Origin of the sequence: Bradyrhizobium brasilense, from assembly GCF_029714345.1 — a bacterium.
In the GTDB taxonomy this organism is placed as follows: Bacteria; Pseudomonadota; Alphaproteobacteria; order Rhizobiales; family Xanthobacteraceae; genus Bradyrhizobium; species Bradyrhizobium australafricanum.
Map to the genome: position 1 here is coordinate 1153964 of NZ_CP121669.1, position 21218 is coordinate 1175181.

At 61.7% G+C, this 21218-nt stretch carries 20 protein-coding genes and 1 pseudogene; 13 read left to right on the forward strand and 8 right to left on the reverse strand.

What is annotated here, in order from left to right; translation table 11 throughout:
• Nucleotides 1-20 precede the first annotated feature (20 nt).
• The 4 genes from thpD to ectA all read right to left on the reverse strand — a co-directional run bounded on the left by thpD (nucleotide 21) and on the right by ectA (nucleotide 3272).
• On the reverse strand, nucleotides 21-899 hold the full coding sequence (gene thpD / locus QA635_RS05215) for an ectoine hydroxylase (protein WP_283067505.1): 879 nt from the start codon (nucleotides 897-899) through the stop codon (nucleotides 21-23).
• A gap of 65 nt (nucleotides 900-964) precedes the next feature.
• Nucleotides 965-1378 (reverse strand): ectoine synthase, encoded by a 414-nt coding sequence (locus QA635_RS05220; RefSeq protein ID WP_283067507.1) that lies wholly within the window; start codon nucleotides 1376-1378, stop codon nucleotides 965-967.
• A gap of 15 nt (nucleotides 1379-1393) precedes the next feature.
• Complete coding sequence (ectB, locus tag QA635_RS05225) at nucleotides 1394-2722, reverse strand: diaminobutyrate--2-oxoglutarate transaminase (protein ID WP_283067509.1); 1329 nt, start codon at nucleotides 2720-2722, stop codon at nucleotides 1394-1396.
• Between the two features lie 4 nt (nucleotides 2723-2726).
• Nucleotides 2727-3272 (reverse strand): diaminobutyrate acetyltransferase, encoded by a 546-nt coding sequence (ectA, locus tag QA635_RS05230; protein WP_283067511.1) that lies wholly within the window; start codon nucleotides 3270-3272, stop codon nucleotides 2727-2729.
• Between the two features lie 250 nt (nucleotides 3273-3522).
• Here ectA and QA635_RS05235 point away from each other — a divergent pair, with 250 nt between their 5' ends.
• The 3 genes from QA635_RS05235 (at nucleotide 3523) to QA635_RS41695 (ending at nucleotide 4587) form a co-directional block, all read left to right on the forward strand.
• A complete protein-coding gene (locus QA635_RS05235; protein WP_057017678.1) occupies nucleotides 3523-4011 on the forward strand; it encodes a MarR family winged helix-turn-helix transcriptional regulator in 489 nt (162 codons plus the stop codon).
• A gap of 137 nt (nucleotides 4012-4148) precedes the next feature.
• Nucleotides 4149-4400: an SDR family NAD(P)-dependent oxidoreductase gene (locus QA635_RS41690; protein WP_425249133.1), complete on the forward strand. Its 252-nt coding sequence runs from the start codon at nucleotides 4149-4151 to the stop codon at nucleotides 4398-4400.
• Nucleotides 4282-4587: an SDR family oxidoreductase gene (locus QA635_RS41695; protein WP_253606499.1), complete on the forward strand. Its 306-nt coding sequence runs from the start codon at nucleotides 4282-4284 to the stop codon at nucleotides 4585-4587. The genes QA635_RS41690 and QA635_RS41695 overlap by 119 nt, the downstream gene beginning before the upstream one ends.
• Before the next feature lie 425 nt (nucleotides 4588-5012).
• Here QA635_RS41695 and QA635_RS05245 read toward each other — a convergent pair.
• Nucleotides 5013-5260 (reverse strand): annotated as a pseudogene (locus QA635_RS05245) (transposase); the annotation flags it as partial.
• Between the two features lie 133 nt (nucleotides 5261-5393).
• Between QA635_RS05245 and QA635_RS05250 the strand changes: the two are divergent.
• The 3 genes from QA635_RS05250 to QA635_RS05260 all read left to right on the forward strand — a co-directional run bounded on the left by QA635_RS05250 (nucleotide 5394) and on the right by QA635_RS05260 (nucleotide 9041).
• Complete coding sequence (locus tag QA635_RS05250; protein WP_283067514.1) at nucleotides 5394-6533, forward strand: TRAP transporter substrate-binding protein; 1140 nt, start codon at nucleotides 5394-5396, stop codon at nucleotides 6531-6533.
• 94 nt (nucleotides 6534-6627) lie between these two features.
• Nucleotides 6628-7296 carry a TRAP transporter small permease subunit gene (locus QA635_RS05255; RefSeq protein WP_283067516.1) on the forward strand — a complete coding sequence of 223 codons (669 nt, stop codon included), beginning with the start codon at nucleotides 6628-6630 and terminating at the stop codon, nucleotides 7294-7296.
• Nucleotides 7293-9041 (forward strand): TRAP transporter large permease, encoded by a 1749-nt coding sequence (locus QA635_RS05260; RefSeq protein ID WP_092080283.1) that lies wholly within the window; start codon nucleotides 7293-7295, stop codon nucleotides 9039-9041. The genes QA635_RS05255 and QA635_RS05260 overlap by 4 nt, the downstream gene beginning before the upstream one ends.
• Here the strand turns inward: QA635_RS05260 and QA635_RS05265 are convergent.
• Both QA635_RS05265 and QA635_RS41560 read right to left on the reverse strand, forming a co-directional pair.
• Complete coding sequence (locus tag QA635_RS05265) at nucleotides 9023-9361, reverse strand: helix-turn-helix domain-containing protein (RefSeq protein WP_283067519.1); 339 nt, start codon at nucleotides 9359-9361, stop codon at nucleotides 9023-9025. The genes QA635_RS05260 and QA635_RS05265 overlap by 19 nt on opposite strands.
• A gap of 176 nt (nucleotides 9362-9537) precedes the next feature.
• A complete protein-coding gene (locus QA635_RS41560) occupies nucleotides 9538-9813 on the reverse strand; it encodes a hypothetical protein (protein WP_341850414.1) in 276 nt (91 codons plus the stop codon).
• Nucleotides 9814-10799: 986 nt separating this feature from the next.
• Between QA635_RS41560 and QA635_RS05275 the strand changes: the two genes are divergently transcribed.
• Both QA635_RS05275 and QA635_RS05280 read left to right on the forward strand, forming a co-directional pair.
• The gene (locus QA635_RS05275; protein ID WP_283067523.1) at nucleotides 10800-13658 is read left to right on the forward strand and encodes an autotransporter family protein; all 2859 of its coding nucleotides are present in this window, start codon (nucleotides 10800-10802) and stop codon (nucleotides 13656-13658) included.
• Between the two features lie 909 nt (nucleotides 13659-14567).
• Nucleotides 14568-14804, forward strand: coding sequence for a hypothetical protein (locus QA635_RS05280; RefSeq protein ID WP_283067525.1), 237 nt, complete (start codon nucleotides 14568-14570; stop codon nucleotides 14802-14804).
• Nucleotides 14805-14942: 138 nt separating this feature from the next.
• On the opposite strand, the gene QA635_RS05285 is transcribed toward QA635_RS05280, so the two are convergent.
• Complete coding sequence (locus tag QA635_RS05285) at nucleotides 14943-16721, reverse strand: tetratricopeptide repeat protein (protein WP_283067527.1); 1779 nt, start codon at nucleotides 16719-16721, stop codon at nucleotides 14943-14945.
• A 268-nt stretch (nucleotides 16722-16989) separates the two neighbouring features.
• On the opposite strand from QA635_RS05285, the gene QA635_RS05290 reads away from it, so the two are divergent.
• The 5 genes from QA635_RS05290 to QA635_RS05310 all read left to right on the forward strand — a co-directional run bounded on the left by QA635_RS05290 (nucleotide 16990) and on the right by QA635_RS05310 (nucleotide 21179).
• Entirely contained in the window at nucleotides 16990-17235 is a 246-nt protein-coding gene (locus tag QA635_RS05290) for a hypothetical protein (RefSeq protein WP_283067529.1), read from the forward strand.
• A 32-nt stretch (nucleotides 17236-17267) separates the two neighbouring features.
• The gene (locus QA635_RS05295; protein ID WP_283067531.1) at nucleotides 17268-17408 is read left to right on the forward strand and encodes a hypothetical protein; all 141 of its coding nucleotides are present in this window, start codon (nucleotides 17268-17270) and stop codon (nucleotides 17406-17408) included.
• Nucleotides 17409-17507: 99 nt separating this feature from the next.
• Entirely contained in the window at nucleotides 17508-18404 is an 897-nt protein-coding gene (locus QA635_RS05300; RefSeq protein WP_283071477.1) for a formylglycine-generating enzyme family protein, read from the forward strand.
• Nucleotides 18397-20103, forward strand: a complete 1707-nt coding sequence (locus QA635_RS05305) for an arylsulfatase (RefSeq protein ID WP_283067533.1) — start codon at nucleotides 18397-18399, stop codon at nucleotides 20101-20103. The genes QA635_RS05300 and QA635_RS05305 overlap by 8 nt, the downstream gene beginning before the upstream one ends.
• Before the next feature lie 62 nt (nucleotides 20104-20165).
• Entirely contained in the window at nucleotides 20166-21179 is a 1014-nt protein-coding gene (locus tag QA635_RS05310; RefSeq protein WP_283067535.1) for an HAD family hydrolase, read from the forward strand.
• The last annotated feature ends 39 nt before the right edge of the window (nucleotides 21180-21218 follow it).

The following is a 21218-nucleotide window of genomic DNA, read 5'->3' on the forward strand; positions in this document are numbered from 1 at the left end:
CTCGACACTATGAAAACCGCTCATGCGAGAGCATCCTCCATCAACGGGCCGTGCTGAGGCACGAGAGCTTTCGGGTCGCTGCGCGCGGCAACGAAGCTCGGCCGCGGTTTTTTAACGCCGAATGGCGCCTGCAGCCGGTTGCTCACGGCGTTATAGACGAAGAACGCGTTAGCGCGTGGAAATGGCGTGATGTTGCCGTTCGATCCGTGCATCGTGTTGCAATCGAAGATCACCACCGTGCCCGCCTTACCGGTCGGCGCCACGATGCCGTGGCGGTGCGCCAACTCGGTCAGACTTTGCCGGTCGGGCACGCCATACTCCTGCTTCTTCAGTGACGTGCGATAGTGGTCTTCCGGCGTCGCACCAATACAGGTCAGGAAGACGCGGTGCGATCCGGGCATCAGCATCAGGGGGCCATTGTCCGGCGTATTTTCCGCCAGCAGGACTGACATGGAGAGTGCTCGCATGCGCGGCATGCCGTCTTCCACGTGCCAAGTCTCGAAGTCGGAGTGCCAGTAGAACTCCTTGCCTTCGAAGCCGGGCTTGTAGTTCAGGCGTGACTGATGGATGTAGACCTTGTCGTTCAGCAGGAACTGAGCGATGCCGGCCAAGCGTGCGTCGGCGGCGAGGCGCCCGATCACTCTACTCTGAGAGTGGATCTCGAAGACCGAACGGATTTCTTGGCTGTCCGGCTCGGCGATGATCGTTGCCGGATTGAGGCCGTTAGGGCTCGATAGCAGTTTCTTTGCCTGCGTCTGCAGGTGGTCGACTTCCTCGGGAGAGAGGACATCCTTGAGCACGAGGAAGCCATCGCGATCGAACTGCTCGGCCTGCTGCCGCGTTAGCGGTGCGCTCTCGCTCCAGTCGCTATGAATAACGGGATCGAGACGCGGAAGCATCTGGGCCTCCGAGGTGAGACGGGATGGGTAAATGTCTGTCAATGCCTTTCCCTCTTTCAGTTGTTTCAGGAGTTAACGGCCGCCTCGCGCGGCGCTTCGACATCGGTCGGATAGGCACCAGTCTCGTCGTGCACTTCCTGGCCGGTGACCGGCGGGTTGAACACGCAGGCCGTCAGGAGGTCAGTGTCCGGGCGAACGATATGCTGGTCGTTCTTGTCGAGTGCGTACATGATGCCCGGTGCGAGCTTGTGCGTTTCGCCGGTCCCGAGGTCTTCGATGGTCCCGGTTCCCTTCAGTATGAAAACCGCCTCGAGATGGTTCTGGTAGTGCATCTTGAGTTCTTCGCCCGCGTACATCGTCGTAATGTGGAAAGAGAAGCCCATGCCGTCGCTCTTGAGCAGAAGGCGGGCACTGTCCCAGCCCTTCGATTTGACGAGACGATCGGTCTTTCGAATGTCGCGGAGTTGACGAACGATCATTGTTCTTTCCTTTCGTTATTCGGCTGCAATGCCGTAGCTGCCGGTCCGCACCGCGCGGACCGACTCCTCGATGATGTCGAGGCCGGCCGAGAGAGCGGCGTCGTCGATAATGAGAGGTGCAAGCACCTTGACGATTTCGTCGTGTGAGCCGCTCGTTTCGATGATGAGTCCGGCGGCAAAACAGGCGCTGGTGATGGCATCGGCAGTTTCACCGGACCCGACGTCGATGCCACGCATCATGCCGCGGCCGCGTGTCGAAAGGCCGAATCCAGAAGCGATGGCATCCAGGCGTCGTGCGAGCAATCGTCCCTTGCGCTGGACGTCCTGCTCGAACTCATCATCCTTCCAAAAGTTCCGCAGAGACGCGGTTGCCGTGATGAAGGCGTGATTGTTGCCCCGGAACGTGCCGTTGTGTTCGCCGGGCAACCATTGATCCAACTCGGGTCGGAACAGTGTCAGCGCGAAGGGAAGCCCCATGCCGGACAGCGATTTTGCCATGGTGACGACGTCGGGCGTAAAACCCATGCCTTCAAAGCTGAAAAACGGACCGGTGCGCCCGCATCCGGCTTGAATATCGTCGACGATAAGGAGTGCGCCGTGGCGTTTTGCGATATCGGCGATTGCACGCAGCCAATCCGGCGATGCGGTGTTGAGACCGCCTTCGCCCTGAACCGTCTCGACTAGAATCGCGGCCGGCGCATCGAGCCCGCTGGAAGGGTCGGACAGCCGCCGTTCCAGTAGCGCGGCGGTGTCGAGATCCGGGCCGTGATAGCCATCGTAAGGCTCGTGGCTGACATGGCTGAGTGGTACGCCCGCGCCGGTGCGCTTGGCGGCATTGCCGGTGCAGGCCAGCGCACCGAGGGTCATGCCGTGGAAACCGTTCGTGAAAGCGATCACCAGTCCACGGCCGGTCACCTTGCGAGCCAGTTTGATGGCGGCCTCGACCGCGTTAGTGCCGGTCGGTCCGGTGAACATGACGCGGTAGTCCAGCCCGCGTGGCTTCAGAATCAGCGACTCGAATGTTTCGAGGAACTCCGCCTTGGCGTCGGTATGCAGGTCAAGCCCGTGCGTGATGCCGTCAGTCGAGATGTAGTCGATCAGCGCTTGCTTCAGCGCGGGATGATTGTGTCCGTAATTAAGCGTCGAGCATCCCGACAGGAAGTCCAGATAGCGTCCGCCCTGATTATCATACATCCAGACATTGTCAGCTCGGCTGAACTGGCGCGGCATGGTGCGCGCATAGCTCCGCACGACCGACTCCCGGCGTTCGTAAATGGATCGGTCCGGGATATGGCTGGTCGGCTCGGGTCGTGTATGGCGACCAAGTGTGGTTGTTGTGGTCATGTCGTCAGTTCTCCTGATCTCTGGCTCCGGGCTGTCGGTTTGGCAGGGGGCCAATGCGGGCCAGCCACTCTGTGGCGTGCTTACCGGCGAAATGCGCGTCGCACTCGAACATCACACTGCGGATCAGCGGAGCGCCCCACGCGCGGGCCAGTCCGTTGAACAATGCCCAGGATGGAGCGTTGTCGTCGGTCACTGTGGTGAGGAGATACTTGGCACTTTCGGCGGAAGGGCGATCCAGCAGCGCGTTGATCATGCGCTGAGCAAGGCCTTTGCCGCGCGCCGCCTTCGCGACCGCGACCTGCCAGACGAAGAAGCTGTTCGGTTCCGAAGGCGGGCGATAACCTGAAACCCATCCTAGAATTTGCGCGTGACGTTCCGCAACGAGGCAGGAGTCCATGAAGTGCGTGCACTGGAGGAGGTTGCAATAGGCGGAATTGGAGTCCAGTGGCGCGCAGGCTGCGACCAGGCGGGTAACCGCGGGGCCGTCAGCGGGCGACGGCTTTCTCAACTGGAACGCTTCGTTGGCATCCGGAGCGGCGTCGAAAGCCACTGGCGAGAATCCACCGAAAGCGTCGACCCGACGGCCGGCTATTGCTTCAGATTTCGAATTAATCGCTTCATTCTCCGAAATATATAGCGCGTTACTTTATAGGAAAATAAGTGGCGAAATCTTGAAAATCGGCTTGAGATCTCACATCAAAAGCTTCGTAGATATTTCGTTGTGCGAATAAAATTTGAAGGACTGACTTGGAACCGGTTACGATTCGCCTCGGCGCGGCCGTAGCTATAAGAAAAGCCACATGAAATCAGAGATCGCCTCACTGACGCTGCGCGCCCTGCGAAGAGTGCTGCGGGCAACTGAGATCGGCAGTCGCCAGCTGGCCATTGCAACCGGCCTTACGACATCGCAATGGCTCGTGTTGCGAGAGATCGACGCGCGCGAGAAAACCACGCCGGGTGTCATTGCGCAGGCGCTTCAGTTCGGTCAGGCAACGATCACGACGATCGTCGATCGGCTTGTGGCGCTCGATCTAGTGCAGCGCCAGCGTAACGCAAACGACAAGCGCCAGTTCCTTCTGACGGCGACGCCGGCAGGCAGGGACATCGTGGCCAACGCACCCGACTTGCTTCACCTGACGTTTACAGATCGCTTCGTCCAGTTGCCGCAATGGGAGCAGGCCATGATCCTTGCTGCAGTAGAGCGGCTGGCCATGCTGATGGACGCGCACAACATCGATGCCGCGCCATTGCTGGACAGCGGGGCCATCGATCGATCCCAACCCAGATAGGTCGATTGCCTCGACTGCGTGGACGGCTCGACAGAGCCGGATCTTCCCGCGCAGGTCACTTCCCCGGCTGAAGCAATTGCGGGGTGCGGGCGTTTCCTTGGTGGCCGACATATCGTCAGAAGCCGACGTCGGATCGGATGATTGCGGAGTCGGACGAGCCGCTCGGGCCGCTCGATATCCTGGTCAATAATGCTGGCGTCGCAGAACCGATCGTTCGTACCATCGATCAGAAACTCTCTGATTGGGAACGTGTCATGGACGTGAATCTCCGTGGCACCTTCCTCGCTTGTCGAGCTTCTTGCCGCGCGGCAGCGGAGGCGCCATCGTCAATATCGGCTCGTTGGCAGGGCTGGGTGGCATTCCGGTTCCAACGGGTACGGCGCTTCTAGGGCAGCGATCGCGCATCTGACACGAAATCTTGCCTGCGAGTGGGCCGCGAAAGGCATTCGGGTCAGTTGCGTTGCACCTGGCTATATCGAGGCGCCGATGTCGGCGGAGATGTTCGCCGATTCACGCGTCGAACCGCGGCCGGATCGAGCAGCGATTGCCAATGCGGCGGCTTGGCGCCGCGGATGAAATCGCGGCTGCCGTCGCTTTTCTCGTGTCCGATGATGCGTCCCACGTGGGTCCGGCGTCGTGCTCCCGGTTGACGGGGGTGTGCTTATGGCGGGCCGTAGGAGTTGCCGGCTGGTAGTGGCTACAGGCATCTTTTGACGGCGAGTCAAGCGCCAGGCGTGGCGGCCTTGGAAACTACATGGATATTTCAATGACATACGAGTTCGCAGGTTTGTTCTGAATGGCGCACCATTCAGAATAAGAATGCGAACTCATATGTTATTGAAATAACTATATAATTTAAGGCGTCAGCGCATGAGCCGCGTGCTCGGAGCTCTGCAACAGCAGTTCACTCGCGAGAGGCCGGATACATTTATGCAACTGAAATCGTCACCGACGACGTCACGACACCATGCATGGACGGGGCGGACCACACATGCCGACCAGACCATGGCGTCGACCAGCAACCGCTTCAGCCGTGTTCTCGTCTTCCAGCGTCTTCAGCCGCTTGGCTCCGACACCTCCATCCCGCCGAACTTCGCTCTTCATTTGTAGATGCTGGCGTCGCTGACGCCATGCTTGCGGCAGATCGGCGGGCCGAAACGTCGGCCTCATGCTCTTTCAAAATTCCGATGATCTGCTCTTCCGAAAGGCGGCTACGCTTCCGTGGTCGGGTCGTCGTGCGGCGCGTCATCACCGCAGTCCGCGTCGTAGCGTCGCATCATTCGGAACATTCTTGCCAAACCCCGGCGCAAGACTTTGACTTGTCCCAATAAAAAAGGGCCGATCCGCAAAGGATCGCTGTTCCAAGGGGGGAGGAGGCAGCCATGACCAAATCAAACAGGGGCAGCACTTCGAGCCGCCGCGGCTTTCTCAAGGTCGCTGCTGCGGGGGCCGCCGCGACGGTAGCCGCGCCGAGCGTCGTCAGCGCCCAGGGGCCGATCAGCATGCGCTGGCAAAGTACCTGGCCGTCAAAGGACATTTTCCACGAATACGCCCTCGACTACGCCAAGAAGGTCAACGACATGACCGGCGGCGAGCTCAAGATCGAAGTGCTGCCGGCAGGCGCTGTCGTGCCCGCCTTCGGCCTGCTCGACGCCGTCTCCAAGGGCGTGCTCGACGGCGGCCATGGCGTGCTGGTCTATCACTACGGCAAGCAGACCGCGCTGGCGCTGTGGGGCTCGGGACCAGGCTTTGCGATGGACGCCAACATGCTGCTGGCCTGGCACCGCTATGGCGGCGGCAAGGAGTTGCTCGCAAAACTTTATGAATCGATCGGCGCCAATGTCGTCTCGTTCCCCTACGGTCCGATGCCGACCCAGCCGTTCGGCTGGTTCAAGAAGCCGATCACCAAGCCCGAGGATATCAAGGGTCTGAAATTCCGCACCGTCGGCATCTCGATCGATGTGTATTCGGGGATGGGCGCTGCCGTGAACGCGCTGCCCGGCGGCGAAATCGTGGCTGCCATGGACCGCGGTCTTCTGGACGCGGCGGAGTTCAACAATGCCACCTCGGACCGCGTGCTCGGCTTCCCCGACGTCTCCAAGGTCTGCATGCTGCAGAGCTATCATCAGAACGCCGAGCAGTTCGAGATCACCTTCAACAAGGACAAGTACAACGCGCTGCCGGACAAGATGAAGGCGATCATCGCCAACGCGGTGGACGCAGCCTCGGCAGATATGTCCTGGAAGGCGATCGACCGCTATTCCAAGGACTATGTGGAGCTGCAGACCAAGGACAACGTCAAGTTCTACAAGACCCCCGATACCATCCTGAAGCAGCAGCTCGAGATCTATGACGGCGTGGTGCAGAAGAAGGCGGCCGAGAACCCGCTGTTCAAGGAGATCGTGCAGTCGCAGATCGCGTTCGCCAAGCGTGCGACACAATGGGAGCAGGACACGGTGGTGAACCGCCGCATGGCCTACGACCATTATTTCGGGCCCAACGCCGCGGCCAAGAAACTCTGATGCCGAAATAAACCCGGCACGGGCGCCGTCCGGACCACCCTCCGGACGGTGCCGTGTGTTACGTTGGGATCGTTTTTATGCCGAACCATTTCACATGAGCGTCCAGAGTTTACTGTACAAGATCGACGGTATCTCGACCTGGGTCGGCAAGGCGACCGCCTGGCTGATGATCCTCCTGATGAGCGTTGTCTGCATCGAAGTGTTCAAACGTTATGCCGTCAACATGCCGACGGCATGGATCTTCGACGCCGAGAACATGCTGTACGGGTCGCTGTTCATGCTGTGCGGCGCCTATACGCTGGCGCAGAACGCCCATGTCCGCGGCGACTTCCTGTACTCCTCGATGCGCCCGCGCACGCAGGCCGCGCTCGATCTCGTTCTCTACTTCGTCTTCTTCATCCCGGGCATCGCCGCGCTGATCTATGCAGGCTATTTCTACGCCGCGGATTCCTGGCACATCAACGAGCATTCCAACGTCACGGCGGACGGCCCGCCGGTCTACCACTTCAAGACCGTCATCCCGATCGCGGGCGCGCTGATCATGCTGCAGGGGATCGGCGAGATCATCCGCTGCATCGTTTGCCTGAAGACCGGCGAATGGCCGAGCAGGCTTGCCGACGTCGCCGAGACCGACGTCATCGGGGAGCAGCTCGCGCACTCTGAATTCGTGGACGAGGAATCGCGCAAGCTCGCCATCGAGGGCGCGGCGCGCATCGATGAAATGGCGCGGCAGCGCGGCATGGGCGGGGACCTGAACACATGAGCGATCCCGCGCTCGGCCTGTTGATGCTGGCGCTCATCGTCGTCGTCATCATGATGGGCTTTGCCACGGCGTTTACGCTGATGGGCCTCGGCATGTTCTTCGGCTTCATCGCCTTCTACGATCCGTCGCAGAACTGGACGCACAACAAGGTTTTCGAGCTGATGGTCCAGCGCACCTACGGCGCGATGACCAACGACGTGCTGATCTCGATCCCGTTGTTCGTGCTGATGGGCTATGTGATGGAGCGCGGCGCCCTCGTCGACAAGATGTTCTATTCGATCCAGCTCGCCTTCCGCCGCCTGCCTGCCTCGCTCGCGGTTGCGACCCTGATCGTGTGCACGTTCTGGGGCATCGCCTCCGGGCTCGTCGGCGCGGTGGTGGTGCTGATGGGCGTGATCGCCTTCAACCCGATGCTGCGCGCCGGTTATGACGTGAAGCTCGCCTCCGGCGTCATCACCGCGGGCGGCACGCTCGGCATCCTGATCCCGCCTTCGGTGATGATTATCGTCTATGCCGCGGTCGCCGGCCAGTCCGTGGTCAAGCTCTATGCGGCGGCGATGCTTCCCGGCTTCTTCCTGGCGTTCCTCTACCTCGTCTATGTCGTGGGCTGGGCGATGATCAACCCGAAGATCGCCCCGCCGCTGCCGGAGGAACAGACCCGCGTCAACGTGCCCGAATGGATCAGGAATTTCGCGGCGCTGTATTCGCCGAACCTGTTCGTCGGCCTGTTCAAGGCACTGCTCTCGCCCGCAAAGGCGAAGACGCTCCGGATCGACGGCAAGCCGATGGGCTATGGCGCGATCGTGCAGAACTTCCTCATTTCGCTGGTGCCGTTCCTGACGACCGCAGCCGCGCTCGGCACGGTCTGGTGGTACGTCGTGATCCACCAGCAGCCCGGCGCCGCGAGCGGAGCCGTCGAAGGCCTGCAGCAGCTCGGCAGCCCGGTCGAGCCGAAGGAGCTGTCGCCCGCTGAAAAGGGACCGGACACCCAGTTCTACATCTGGTTCGCGATATCAGTCGCCGTGCTGGCGGCGTGGACGGCGCGCTCTTACTTGCGCATGGACGGCGAACGCTTCGAAGTGTTGAAGCTCTTGACGTCGTCGGTGATGCCGCTCGGCATCCTCACCGTCGTGGTGCTGGGCGTGATCCTGTTCGGCATCACGACCGCGACCGAGTCCGCCGGCGTCGGCGCCGCCGGCGCCTTCATCCTCGCTTTCCACGCCCGCACGCTCGACTGGAAGCGCACCAAGGAAGCGGTGTTCCTGACCGCAAAGACGACCGCGATGGTGTGCTGGCTGTTCGTCGGCTCGGCGCTGTTCTCGGCGGTGTTCGCCATTCTCGGCGGTCAGGCGCTGCTGGAAAGCTGGGTGCTTTCGCTCAACATGACGCCCGTGCAGTTCATGATCTTGTCGCAGGCGATCATCTTCGTGCTGGGCTGGCCGCTCGAATGGACCGAGATTATCATCATCTTCGTGCCGATCTTCCTGCCGATGCTGAAGCACTTCAACATCGATCCGATCCTTTGGGGCACGCTGGTGTTCGTGAACTTGCAGGCCGCGTTCCTGTCGCCGCCGGTCGCGATGTCGGCGTTCTATCTCAAGGGCGTCGCCCCGAAGCACGTTACGCTGAACCAGATCTTCGCCGGCATGATGCCCTACATGCTGATCGTGATCCTGTGCATGGTGATCATGTATCTCTGGCCGGGCATGACGCTGTGGCTGCCGAACTATCTGTACGCGAGTTGAGGCGCAGCGGGGGGCACCGGGCGCTTGTCAAACGGAAATGGCGCACCATTCCCCCCGATGCGATCGTAGCCAGCCAACGCGCGGCATTCGCGGATGAAATGGGCCTGATCGAAGTCGCCGAGCTCGTGGATGATGTCGGTCCAGGGCCTGTTCGGTTCGTCGCGGCGGGCGATCAACGCCCTGTCGAACCGGATCGTTTGTGCAAGCAGTTTTGGTGTCATCCCGACTTCTGTCGCAAAACGACGCTGGAACTGACTGGTGCTGAGACCGGATTTTGCAACGAGGCCGCCGATCCGCGCACGGCCCCGGACGGCGATCATCCGGCGTGACGCAAGGCCGACGCTACTACCGTAATCAGCAATCGAAGCGTCGATGGCTCACGCGCGAACGCGAGCTGCAGCCGCGCCGGCGACGACGCTGCCGCTAGCAACAGGGCAAGAGAAGCAGGCGGCCCATGCAGGCCGCCTGGATCAATTAGCCTGAGGGCGGAAGAGCCCTATTGGCAGAGATGCGGGAGTCCGTCGGACCCCTTGAAAGTGGTACCGGGCCTGCAGACGATGCCGTTGTGCGACGCGTAAGTGTTCCAGTCGCCGTTCCACGCATAGTAGTCGCCATATGCGGCGGACCGATCGTAGGTGCCGTATCCGGGCCGATCGTAGGTGCCGTATGCGGCGTAGGAATTGCGCCAGCCGCCGAAGGGAGCGGTCGCGATCGCCGCGGCGGTTCCGACGGCAGCGCCGGCCACGCCGGCAGCGGCTCCCACCGGCCCCACGGGTTCGCGATAGGCGGCTCGCCGCTGATAATAGCCCCTCCTGCTGTCGTACGGGCTCCCGGCTCCTCGGTTGAGGCAGTTGGCACTGGCGAATTGAGATGAACAGGCGGCCGGGTTGGAGAAGACCGCTTGCGCCGATGCGGGGCTCGAAACTGCGGACGCCACTATCACGGCCGCGCCAAGAACTCTTAGACTCATCATGGCTTGCTCCCTGGATTTGGTTTGCTTGCGACGCTTGGCATGACTGAATGCCAAGTCTGCAAGTTGGCTTGCGAGTTCCCGTTTTCTCGCACCTAACCAAATGCAACCTCCGGAAGTGGTTCCTGCGCATCTCGTGCGCGGCATCAAATCGACGTGACTTGCCGATCGATTTGGAATGCGACCTCAGCAGAGGCGGCATGGGTGCGGCAGGGAGTCGCGGCGAGCAAGGAGAACGCGCCAAGTTGCGTCGGACGTGCGCGCGACGTTTGGCACGAACTGCATAAGTTGTGTGATACGAAAGCATCAACTCCCAACAAACGGCAGCACGCGTTACGGATCGCCACATTCGAGTTGATCTTCGTCCTGATAGTCGGATGATGATTTGCGATCTTGAATTGTAGCCGCTTCTGCATTTTGCACCGCGACCAAGCAACCCGTTCTTTTCAATTTGACGTTGTTGAGAACGACAGGTTTGGAAGGCGGCGCAAATGAAGTGCTTTACCGGCTCGACTCTCCTTGGATTTTGCGCGCGCAATCGCATGGAACAGGCGTCGGCGCGCGCCGCCCTGCAATCATTGGTCCAGTTCTTCAGGAACAAGCAGAGACCATGTGTCGCGGCCTGTCGGAGCCGGTTCCGGCTCGCCGCGCTTGTCGTGATTTTGTCGGGCATCGTGATCGACACGGCGATGGCTCAGACTTGCACCGTGGCAGCCGGTTCCACCGTAACGCTCACGATGGGAAATTGCACAATTGCGTCCGGTACGACGCTCACGGGGACACCCGCCGTGCACGCCAGCAATGCCACCACTCAGATCACCACCAACAACGTCACCATCAATCCCAACAATGGCGGCAGCGTCGGCGGTCTGGCCGATACACTTGGCTCGATCATCTTCAACTCGGGATCCAGCATCAACGGCAACTGGAGTACCGCCGCGTCCGCGCAAAGCGGTGGCACGATCGTCTTTCAATCGGGATCCGCCATTAACCCGGCTTTTGGCGGAGGAGGAACTGCGCTGAGCGCCGACGGATCTGGCAGCGGGATTAGCGCGTCGGGACTTACGGTGAGCCTCAACGGCGCTGGAAATAATGTGGCCGCGAAGTCGACCAATGGCGGCTTGATCGCCATGCAGGACAGCTCGATCACCTACGCCGCGGGCGGCGGCGGCAATACAGGTCTGTGGGCGACCGGCGCCGGCAGCAAAGTCAGCGCGGCGAATACAACCATCTCGATGCCCGGTGGAGGTGGCAACGACGTTGGCGCGCGAGCGGACACGAGCGGGACCGTCACGCTCAACGGGGGAACTGTCTCCGTTGAGGGTAATGGCGGCGGGGAGACCGGCCTGCTGGCGCAATCTGCAGGGAGCACGATCACGGCGACCGGTGTTGCGGTCACGGTCGCCGGCGGCGGCGGCGATGTCGGCGCCAAGGCACTCGACGGCGGCGCGATCACCTTGAGCGGAGGCAGTGTCGCCGCGACGGGCAGTGGTGGCGGCGAGATCGGCCTGCAGGCGAGCGGTGCCGGAAGCACGCTCACGGCGAGCGGCGTGACGGTAACCGTTCCGAACAGCAGCGGAGGCCGCGGCGTACAGGCCGACAATTCGGGCAGCGTCACGCTCGACGGCAACTCGACGGTCACCACATCAGGCGCAGGCACCCACGCGGCCGGCGTGACGAGCGGTGGTACGCTGAGCATGACCGGGGGCTCATTGACGGCCAATGGAGCCGATGCCAACGCGCTCAACATAAGCGGCGGTGCTGCGACGCTCTCCGGAGTCACCATGACCAGTCCGAACGGTGCGTCGATCGCCGCGCCAGGCGGCACCAGCGGCGTGAGCCTGACCGGCGTGACTGCGGTCGTGAACAATAATCAATGGCTCAACGTCAGCGGCGGCTCTACGCTCAACCTCGTCGCGGACAGTTCCACCTTGCAGGGTGTTGCGCTCACCGACTCCGGCAGCACCTCGAGCGTCGCGCTGAAAAACAATTCGCTCTGGACCATGACCGGCAACTCTAACGTCACCAATCTGGTCAACGCGTCGAGCCTGATCCAGTTCACGTCGCCCGTCGGCGATCCGACGCAGCTGTCGAGCTACAAGACGTTGACGGCGGTCAACTATGTCGGCCAGGGCGGTACGATCGGGCTCAATACGTACCTCGGCACGGACGGTTCGCCCTCCGACAAGCTCGTCATCAACGGCGGCACGGCAGCCGGCAACACGTCTCTGAAGATCGCGAACACGACCGGTGGCGGCGCGCTCACCACCGGCAACGGTATCCTCGTCGTCGACGCGATCAATGGTGCGACGACGACGGCTGGTGCCTTCAGCCTGTCTCACCCGGTCTTGGCCGGCCCTTACCAATATTCGCTGTATCGTTCGAGCGTCGACTCCAGCAACCCGCAAGCCTGGTATTTGCGCGACACCCTCGACTGTGCCGGTCATCCCAATCTGCGTGCCTGCGGCGGTGGCGGTCTTATCAACTGCACCAATCTGCCCAACTTGCCTAGGTGCGGCGGCGGAGGCGGTGGCGGCGGAGGAGGCGGCGGCGGCGGCGGAGGCGGCGGCGGCGGCGGCGGCGGTGGTGGCGGCGGCGGTGGCGGCGGCGGTGGAGGCGGTGGAGGCGGTGGAGGCGGAGCCGACGGCGGCGGCGGCGATATTCCCGACTACCGCGAGGAGACTTCGCTCTACGCGGCAATTCCGTCGATGACGCTGTTGTACGGACGCAGCCTGCTCGACACGCTGCATGAACGCGTGGGCGAGGAGGAGGACGAACGCTTCCGCGCCAATCCCGAGAACGCCAGGGTCGGATGGGGTCGCGTGCTTGGCGTCAACGGCGTGCATCAGGGCGACAGCTTCGGCGTGTTGGGCGGCGAAGCCGGACCGCACTTCAGCTATGATTTCCTGGCGCTGCAGGCGGGCATGGATGTCTATCGACACGACAGTCCCGACGGTTCGCGCGACCAGGCGGGGGCGTATTTCGCGATCGGCGGCGCGCGCGGGCGGGTCACCCATTTCGATGGCAGCCAGGGTGACAACACCTTCGCCGCCTACACGCTCGGTGGCTACTGGACGCATTTCGGGCCGACCGGCTGGTACATCGACTCGATCCTGCAAGGCACATTCTACGACATCACGAGCAGCGCAAATCGCGGCCTTCCGCCGCTCAAGACCGGTGCTCAGGGGGGTGCTGCGTCGGTGGAGGGCGGATATCCCTTCAAGTTCGCCGGCGGCTTCTTCATCGAGCCGCAGGCGCAACTGGTGTATCAGAACATCCACATCAACGACGCCAGCGACATCGCGGCGCAAATCCGCTTTGCGGACGTGGATTCGCTCGCGACCCGGATCGGTGCCCGATTTGGCCGAACATGGGCGGTCGATGACAGTCCGCGCACGCTGACGGCCTGGATTCGTCCGAGCCTGTGGAACGAATTCCTCGGCAACCCGAAAACGCTGTTCTCGTCGGACACCGGCTTCGTTCCATTCCAGGCCAGCCTCGGCGGCCTGTGGGGCGAGATCAATGCCGGCATCAGCGGACAGGTCACCACGAACACGTCGCTTTATGCCAACGCTTCCTATCAGAGCCGGTTCGACGGTGGCGGCTTCTCCTACAGCGGAAAAGCCGGACTGCGCGTGAACTGGTAGCGCGCGAGGGCGTGACGCCGACCCAGACGGGGTCGGCGATCGCACGCGCGCGGACTTCAGACGCAAACTCACCTGCCGATCGACGCGGCCACGGACTTCGTTGTCGCAGTTCGCGCACACCCGGCCAGATTGGCCGGACGCTCCGTGATCTCGAACGCGGTGGAAATGCAGTCAGTCCGGCATCGGACGAGGCGATGCCTAACAGACCCTTACGCTTTGCTGAACATACGCGTAACCGTTCCAAACGTTTTGCGTCTGATAGCAGGAGTTGTAGGCCGTCGCGGCTCCGATGGCTGCGCCAGTCGCCAAACCGGCTGCGGCAGCTCCGACCCCCCAGCCGCCTCCATAGTAACGGCCACCGCGATAATATCCGCGGCCGGCCCAACGCGCGCCGCCGCCGTGCCAGCCACCGCCATGCCATCGCGTGCCGCCGCCGTGCCAACCAGGCCGCATTCCTCCGCCGTGGAAGTGAGCCGCTCGAGCACCGGCTCCGGGCCGGGCCTGTGCGTCATAGGGAAGTATCATTGCTGCAGATGCGATGAAGCTGAGAACCAGCAAAGCCTTGGTTGGTCGCATTTCCGGACTCCTTACAAGGGTGTCCCCATCAATCCCGCTGAACGAGCTTCGTTCCGTTGGTTCAACTGTGTACCCCGCTGGCACAAAATGCACATTCCAAAAAAGAGCGTCGCGCAAAAAGGAGCGTCGCGGCTTTGGGGGCAAGCGCAGCGAGCGGTAATGCCGAGCTCGATCCTTCGGACCTCGGCTGCGCAAGGCAGGTACGCAAGGCAGGTACGAACGTGTTCGTACCTTGATGACCGCCCCGCGTGAAACAATGCTGATGCTCTCGTGCCGGCGCAGCAGGATTGGCGAGCTGGTACGGCAGCTGGTCCACGACAGGGAGAGACGACCATGTGGAAGACAGGAGTGCTTGGCGCGTTGCTTTTGTTCGTTGCGGTTCCCGCAGACGCTGCTCCCAAGAATAGTGGCAAGAACGTCGATGCAATTCGTGCTGAATGCTTCAGGCAGGCGAATGAAGCCGCTGCCGCCGGCGGTGCGAACATGACGAGCGGGGCGACTGCCGCCCGAAACTCGGCGGGCTATTCCGCCTATCGGGATTGCGCGCGAAAGAACGGCATTCGCCCGTAAGCATCGCTTTGGTTTGCGCTAACCCATGGAGGGCCGCCTTCGGGCGGTCTATTCCATGCGCAATGAAAAACGGCGACGGCGGGATGGCCGTCGAAAGCCGAGGATGCTGGTTGAGCTGCGTCGAAACTGCAGGGAACGTCAGCTTGCGACGAGAGCCTGGGCTTTGCGCAATCCGGTCATGAGGGCGTCGACAACCTGATCTGCGGCTCCGTTGCGGCGCAAGAAGCCGGCCGGATCATCGGCTAGCGCTTTGTACTGCGACATTCCTTTCAAGGCCGTTTGGGTCGCATCGCGGCGCCCCAGCTCTGTATTCGCTATCGCAATCAACAGTTGGCTGAATCCGGAATCGCGCAACGATGCCGTCTCGGCGACATCGAGCATCTGCTTGTATTCACCCTTCAAATAAAGGTCGACTGCAACAAAATGAAAATACCATCCCGGGGGATGCATCGTGCGCTCGATCGCGCGTTTGAGCATCGGAACGCCTTCCGAGAAGTTCCCGCGGACGGCAAGACGCCAGCCGAACTGGGCAAGTATGTCGGGATCGTTGGGATTGAGATCGATCGCCAGATGGCTGATGCGATCGCTATCGGCGTAGCGTCCCGTGAAATGGTAGGCCGATGCCAGGGCCTTCAGCGCCAGGGGATTGTTCGGCTGCAGGACGATGGCGCGCGACGTCGCCTCGAGGGCCTTGCCATACTCGGTTTGCGGATTACCGTCACCTGAATAGCCCAACCGACCGGCGTCGAGATGCAGCCACCCAAGCATGGCCCATGCATCGCTATACTGCGGATCCCGCTGAACGGTTTGCTGAAGGCACTGCATGGCCGGATCGAAGTCGACGCGCCGGAACGTGCTGCGATAGACCTGAGCGCGCAGGACGCAGAGATAGCTTTCCATATTCCTCGGTGGATCCGCGCGAATGTCGTTTCTGACCACGCCGTAGGACTGGCCGACGACAGTTGCGATTTCGCTTGCGAGCCCGCGCTGGACATTCATGAGCGACTGAGGATCGAACGGTCGAGCATATGTCCGCATCCATACGATCTCGTCGTTCTCGGCATTGAGGACGGTCGTTGTGACTTGCACTTCTTCGGCGCTCGTTTGAACGCTTCCACGGACGATATAGGAAGCACCGAGAGGACGCCCCGGTTGGGGCGCTTCGTCGCCTTTCGTAGAGGACGCATTCGCGGGCGACGTGTAGAGCCGGAATCCTCCGAATCGAAACAGGTTGCTGGTCAGCTCCTGCCCCATGCCGACGGCGAAGAGGCGCGTGTTCTCCCCCGGAGTTAGTGGCTCGAATGGCATCACGACGACCGCGGGTTCGCGTGGCGTCGACGGAGGCGGTCTTGCTGCAAGCCATATCCAAGCCGCCACGCCGGCTGCCAGCGCGGCAGCGACGGGCGCATAGCGCCTGATGCCGAGTTTGGTCGTCCAATTCGCACGTGTAGCAGCAGTTGTCGAATGATCGTGGAGTTCAAGGGCAGGTTCGCGAGATGGAGCGTCGGCAATATCCATTTTGTGCCACTCAAAATGGGGCACATAGGAGCCTTTTGGAATTGTGATGCGTACCGGATCATCCCGGCCCGAATCCACGTAGTAGCTATCGAGGTCGCGGCGCAATCGTCGAGCTTCAAGACGAACGACAGGGTCAGCCTGGGGGTCGAAAGAATGGTCGCGCCGAAACACGGCCAAGGCAATTGTGTAGCCTTTCAGGCTTTCAGCGCGGCCTGCAAGCGTCTCGTCGACGATGAAGCGAAGGAAGGCTTGCCGCCGTTCGCTCGCCTGGAAATGCGGACTCGAGAGGATGCGGTCCAGCTCTTTCGCTACATGCGCCGGCGGCACCGCGGAATCATCACGCGGCGGGACCTTGGATGAATCGCCGGCGGGATCGTGAGCGAAGGGTACATCAGTCATCAACCGGCAACCCCAATCGTCGGTCGAGCGTAGGCCTTTCTATTCTGCATTGCAACTCGCAAGCGAAGCGGGGATCGCCTCCGGCTCCGATGCAACAGCCTTCAATCATCAGAAACAAAGAGTTCCTGAGATCAGCGACAGCTGGTCGCATCAGCCTTGAAGATCATCGCGGCCGAGCAACACGCGCACGCCGTGTACGAACATGTTCGTACCTTGAAGCCCCGATGAACCAGCAGCAAAGGTCACGTCGGCCACAAGCGAGTTCATCATGGAGGAGTTCCGCGCGATTGTGACCCGCTTTCCGCAGCGCGAATTCGAAATTCGGCGCTGCTTCAATCGCGATGCGCAGTTTAGAGCGATTTGCGCAGATTATGACGAAGCTGTGAAAGCGCTTCACCGTTGGCAACAAGCGGCAGAGCAAGGAGACCGCGAAGGAAGTCGGAAGGCCGCGGACTACGAACGGCTGGTTGCCGAACTGGAAGCCGAGGCCCTGGTTCATCTGAACCGGCCGTGATCGAGGGGACGTTCGCTTAACTGGAGCAGTGCGTGAACAATACGATTCTTATCAACCTTTCGAGATCGGGCGTGCTTGCTGCGGGCATGATGCGTGCTGCGATCGGTCAGACACAGGGCTTGCGCAGCGAGGCCGCCGAACCGGCCAAGCACGCAATCGGCCGCAACGAGTAACTGGAGGCAACCTTCTTGAATATTGCCGAGAGACCGGTCGCGAACGTGGACGAAACCGGCGCGTCAGACAGCATCTTCATTCCCGGCGGCACGTTCCGCATGGGATCGGATCGGCATTATCCGGAAGAAGCGCCGTCCCACATGGTGAGCGTCGACGGGTTCTGGATGGACCGCACGCCGGTGACGAACCGGCAATTCAAGCAGTTCGTGCGTGCCACGGGCCACGTCACCTTCGCCGAGGTCGCTCCGGATCCCAAGGACTATCCGGATGCGCTGCCGCACATGCTCTTCACCGGATCGCTGGTCTTCACGCCCCCGGATTATCCGGTCGATCTGCGCGACTACAGCCAATGGTGGACGCTGCTCAAGGGCGCGAATTGGCGCCATCCCTATGGCCCGAGAAGCAACATCAAGTCGCTGGACGACCATCCGGTGGTGCACGTCACCCATGCTGACGCACTCGCCTATGCGCGATGGGCCGGCAAGGATCTGCCGACGGAAGCAGAGTGGGAGTTTGCCGCGCGCGGCGGCCTCGATGGTGCTGAATATGCCTGGGGCGATGAATTCGTGCCGGGCGGCGTGCATCAAGCCAATACGTGGCAGGGTCACTTTCCGTTCGAGAACCGGTGCGAGGACGGCCACGCGCGGACCTCGCCGGTGATGACCTATCCGCCGAACGGCTACGGCGTGTTCGACATGATCGGCAATGTCTGGGAGTGGACCAGCGACTGGTGGGCTCCGAAACACCGCGCCGACGCCAAGAAGGCCTGCTGCATTCCGCAGAATCCGCGAGGTGGCGCGGAGCATGACAGCCACGATCCGTCGCTGCCACTCAGCAGGATTCCGCGCAAGGTGATCAAGGGCGGCTCGCATCTCTGCGCGCCGAACTACTGCCGGCGCTATCGGCCGGCGGCGCGCCATGCCGAGCCGATCGACACCTCGACCAGCCACCTCGGATTTCGTTGCATCACACGTTCAGGAGAAAGTGATGACTGAGAAGAAAACGACAGAGACCGTCAGCCGCCGCAATCTGCTCGCGGCCTCGAGTTCGCTCGCTACCATCGCCGCCTTCTCGGCGATGGCGCCCATCCAGACCGCCCAGGCGCAAGGGACAACGCAACCCTCGAGCGCGGCCGGCGGCGCAAAGCCGAATATCATCCTGATCCTGTCGGATGATTTTGGTTATGGTGACTCCGGGCCCTATGGCGGCGGCGAAAATCGCGGCATGCCGACGCCGAGCATCGATCGTCTTGCGTCCGAAGGAATGCAGTTCATGTCCTTCTATGCGCAGCCGAGCTGCACGCCTGGGCGTGCCGCCGTGCAGACCGGCCGGATTCCAAATCGCAGCGGCATGACGACCGTCGCGTTCCAGGGGCAGGGCGGCGGCCTGCCTGCGGCAGAATGGACGCTTGCCTCGGTTTTGAAGACCGGCGGTTACAAAACATTCTTCACGGGCAAATGGCACCTCGGCGAGGCCGACTATGCGTTGCCGAGCGCGCAAGGCTACGACGAGATGAAGTATGCCGGCCTCTATCATCTCAATGCCTACACCTACGCCGACCCAACGTGGTTTCCCGACATGGATCCCGAACTCCGGGCGATGTTCGAGAAGGTCACCAAAGGCGCGCTCTCCGGAAATGCCGGGCAGCCGGCGAAGGAGGATTTCAAGATCAACGGGCAATACGTCAACACGCCGGACAAGGGCGTGGTCGGCATCCCGTTCTTCGACGACTATGTCGAGAAGGCTTCGCTCGAGTATCTGGACCGCAACAAGTCATCGGGCCCGTTCTTCATGAGCATCAACTTCATGAAGGTGCATCAGCCCAACATGCCGGCGCCCGAATTTCAGGGCAAGTCGATGTCCAAGAGCAAGTTCGCCGACTCCGTGGTCGAGAACGACACGCGCATCGGCCGGATCATGGACAAGGTGCGGTCCCTCGGGCTCGACAAGAACACCTATGTGTTCTGGACGACGGACAACGGCGCCTGGCAGGACGTCTATCCGGATGCCGGCTACACGCCGTTCCGCGGCACCAAGGGCACGGTTCGCGAGGGCGGCAACCGCGTCCCGTCCCTTGCATGGGGACCGGGCATCAAGGCCGGCACCAAGAATTCCGACATCGTCGGCGGTCTCGATTATATGGCGACGTTCGCGAAGCTCGCCGGCGTGAAGCTGCCGGAGAATGACCGTGAGGGTAAGCCGATCATCTTCGACAGCGTCGACATGTCGCCGGTCCTGTTTGGAACGGGCAAATCGGCACGCAAGAGCTGGTTTTATTTCACGGAGAACGAGCTCACGCCCGGTGCAGCCCGCGTCGGCAACTACAAGGCGGTCTTCAATCTGCGCGGCGACGACGGCACAAAGACCGGCGGACTGGCGGTCGACAGCAATCTTGGCTGGAAGGGGCCGGAGTCCTATGTGGCCACCGTTCCCCAGGTGTTCGATCTCTGGCAGGACCCGCAGGAGCGCTACGACGTCTTCATGAACAACTACACCGAGCACACTTGGGTCCTGGTCACGATCAATGATGCGACCAAGGAGTTGATGAAGACGTACGTTCAATATCCTCCTCGCAAGCTGCAGAGCGAAAGCTATTCGGGGCCGATTACCCTTACGCAGTATCAGCGCTTCCAGTTTCTCAAGGATTCGCTTGCGAAGGAGGGATTTAGTCTTGGCCTGCCCTCAGGCAACTAACTCGCGCACTGAAACGGCCCCGAAGATCTCGGGGCCGTTTCATCCTCTTTCGGGGTGGCCTCATGATAGGACGTCTGGTGGACCGGCGCGCGGCTCTGACTGGATTGCTCGCGTCGGCAGCAGCGCTATCGCTTCCGAGCCGATCCGCAAGGGCACAGGGTGATCCTCTCCCTTCCTGGAACGAAGGCCGGGCGAAGCAGTCGATCCTGGACTTCGTCGCCGCGGTGACCAAGGAAGGAGCGCCGGATTTCGTGCCGGCGCCGGAACGCATCGCGACATTCGACAACGACGGCACGCTGTGGTGCGAGCAGCCGATGTATGTGCAGCTTGGGTTTGCGCTCGACCGGGTGAAGGCCCTCGCTCCCAAACATCCGGAGTGGAAGCAGAAGCAGCCCTTCAAGGCCGTTCTCGACAACGACATCGCAGCGCTGGCCAAGGCCGGCGAGAAGGGCCTGCTCGAACTCGTCATGGCGACTCATGCCGGCATGACAACGGCCGAGTTCGCACAGATCGCCGGCGACTGGATCAAGTCGGCACGTCATCCGAAGTTCGGCCGGCCCTATACTGATCTGGTCTACCAGCCGATGCTGGAACTGCTCGCGTATCTGCGCGCCAACGGCTTCAAGACCTTCATCGTGTCGGGCGGCGGCATCGAGTTCATGCGGCCGTGGACCGAGCGCGTCTATGGCATCCCGCCCGAGCAGGTCGTGGGATCGACCATCAAGACGCAGTTCAAGGTCGACAAGGATGGACCGGTGCTGATCCGCCTGCCGACGATCGATCTCGTCGATGACGGACCCGGCAAGCCGGTCGGCATCAACTCGCATATCGGCCGACGTCCGGTCGCGGCCTTCGGTAACTCAGACGGCGACTTCCAGATGCTGCAATGGGCGACGCAATCGCCCGGCAAGCGTTTCGGCCTGATCGTGCATCACACCGACGCCGAACGAGAATATGCATACGATCGCAAGTCCACGTTCGGCAAACTCGACAAGGCGCTCGATGCGGCGAGCTCCAAGGGCTGGATCGTCGTCAGCATGAAGGACGACTGGAAGCGCATCTTCCGTTTTGAATAGAGGCCGAAAGATTGCGCAGTCATCGCTGACGCCCGGCGC

Bases quoted from the DNA above. Each gene is read 5' to 3' on its own strand.
- thpD (WP_283067505.1), bottom strand. From the start codon at position 899: ATGCTTCCGCGTCTCGATCCCGTTATTCATAGCGACTGGAGCGAGAGC.
- QA635_RS05220 (WP_283067507.1), bottom strand. From the start codon at position 1,378: ATGATCGTTCGTCAACTCCGCGACATTCGAAAGACCGATCGTCTCGTC.
- ectB (WP_283067509.1), bottom strand. From the start codon at position 2,722: ATGACCACAACAACCACACTTGGTCGCCATACACGACCCGAGCCGACC.
- QA635_RS05235 (WP_057017678.1), top strand. From the start codon at position 3,523: ATGAAATCAGAGATCGCCTCACTGACGCTGCGCGCCCTGCGAAGAGTG.
- QA635_RS41690 (WP_425249133.1), top strand. From the start codon at position 4,149: ATGATTGCGGAGTCGGACGAGCCGCTCGGGCCGCTCGATATCCTGGTC.
- QA635_RS05250 (WP_283067514.1), top strand. From the start codon at position 5,394: ATGACCAAATCAAACAGGGGCAGCACTTCGAGCCGCCGCGGCTTTCTC.
- QA635_RS05255 (WP_283067516.1), top strand. From the start codon at position 6,628: ATGAGCGTCCAGAGTTTACTGTACAAGATCGACGGTATCTCGACCTGG.
- QA635_RS05260 (WP_092080283.1), top strand. From the start codon at position 7,293: ATGAGCGATCCCGCGCTCGGCCTGTTGATGCTGGCGCTCATCGTCGTC.
- QA635_RS05265 (WP_283067519.1), bottom strand. From the start codon at position 9,361: ATGATCGCCGTCCGGGGCCGTGCGCGGATCGGCGGCCTCGTTGCAAAA.
- QA635_RS05280 (WP_283067525.1), top strand. From the start codon at position 14,568: ATGTGGAAGACAGGAGTGCTTGGCGCGTTGCTTTTGTTCGTTGCGGTT.
- QA635_RS05285 (WP_283067527.1), bottom strand. From the start codon at position 16,721: ATGACTGATGTACCCTTCGCTCACGATCCCGCCGGCGATTCATCCAAG.
- QA635_RS05290 (WP_283067529.1), top strand. From the start codon at position 16,990: ATGGAGGAGTTCCGCGCGATTGTGACCCGCTTTCCGCAGCGCGAATTC.
- QA635_RS05300 (WP_283071477.1), top strand. From the start codon at position 17,508: ATGGGATCGGATCGGCATTATCCGGAAGAAGCGCCGTCCCACATGGTG.
- QA635_RS05305 (WP_283067533.1), top strand. From the start codon at position 18,397: ATGACTGAGAAGAAAACGACAGAGACCGTCAGCCGCCGCAATCTGCTC.
- QA635_RS05310 (WP_283067535.1), top strand. From the start codon at position 20,166: ATGATAGGACGTCTGGTGGACCGGCGCGCGGCTCTGACTGGATTGCTC.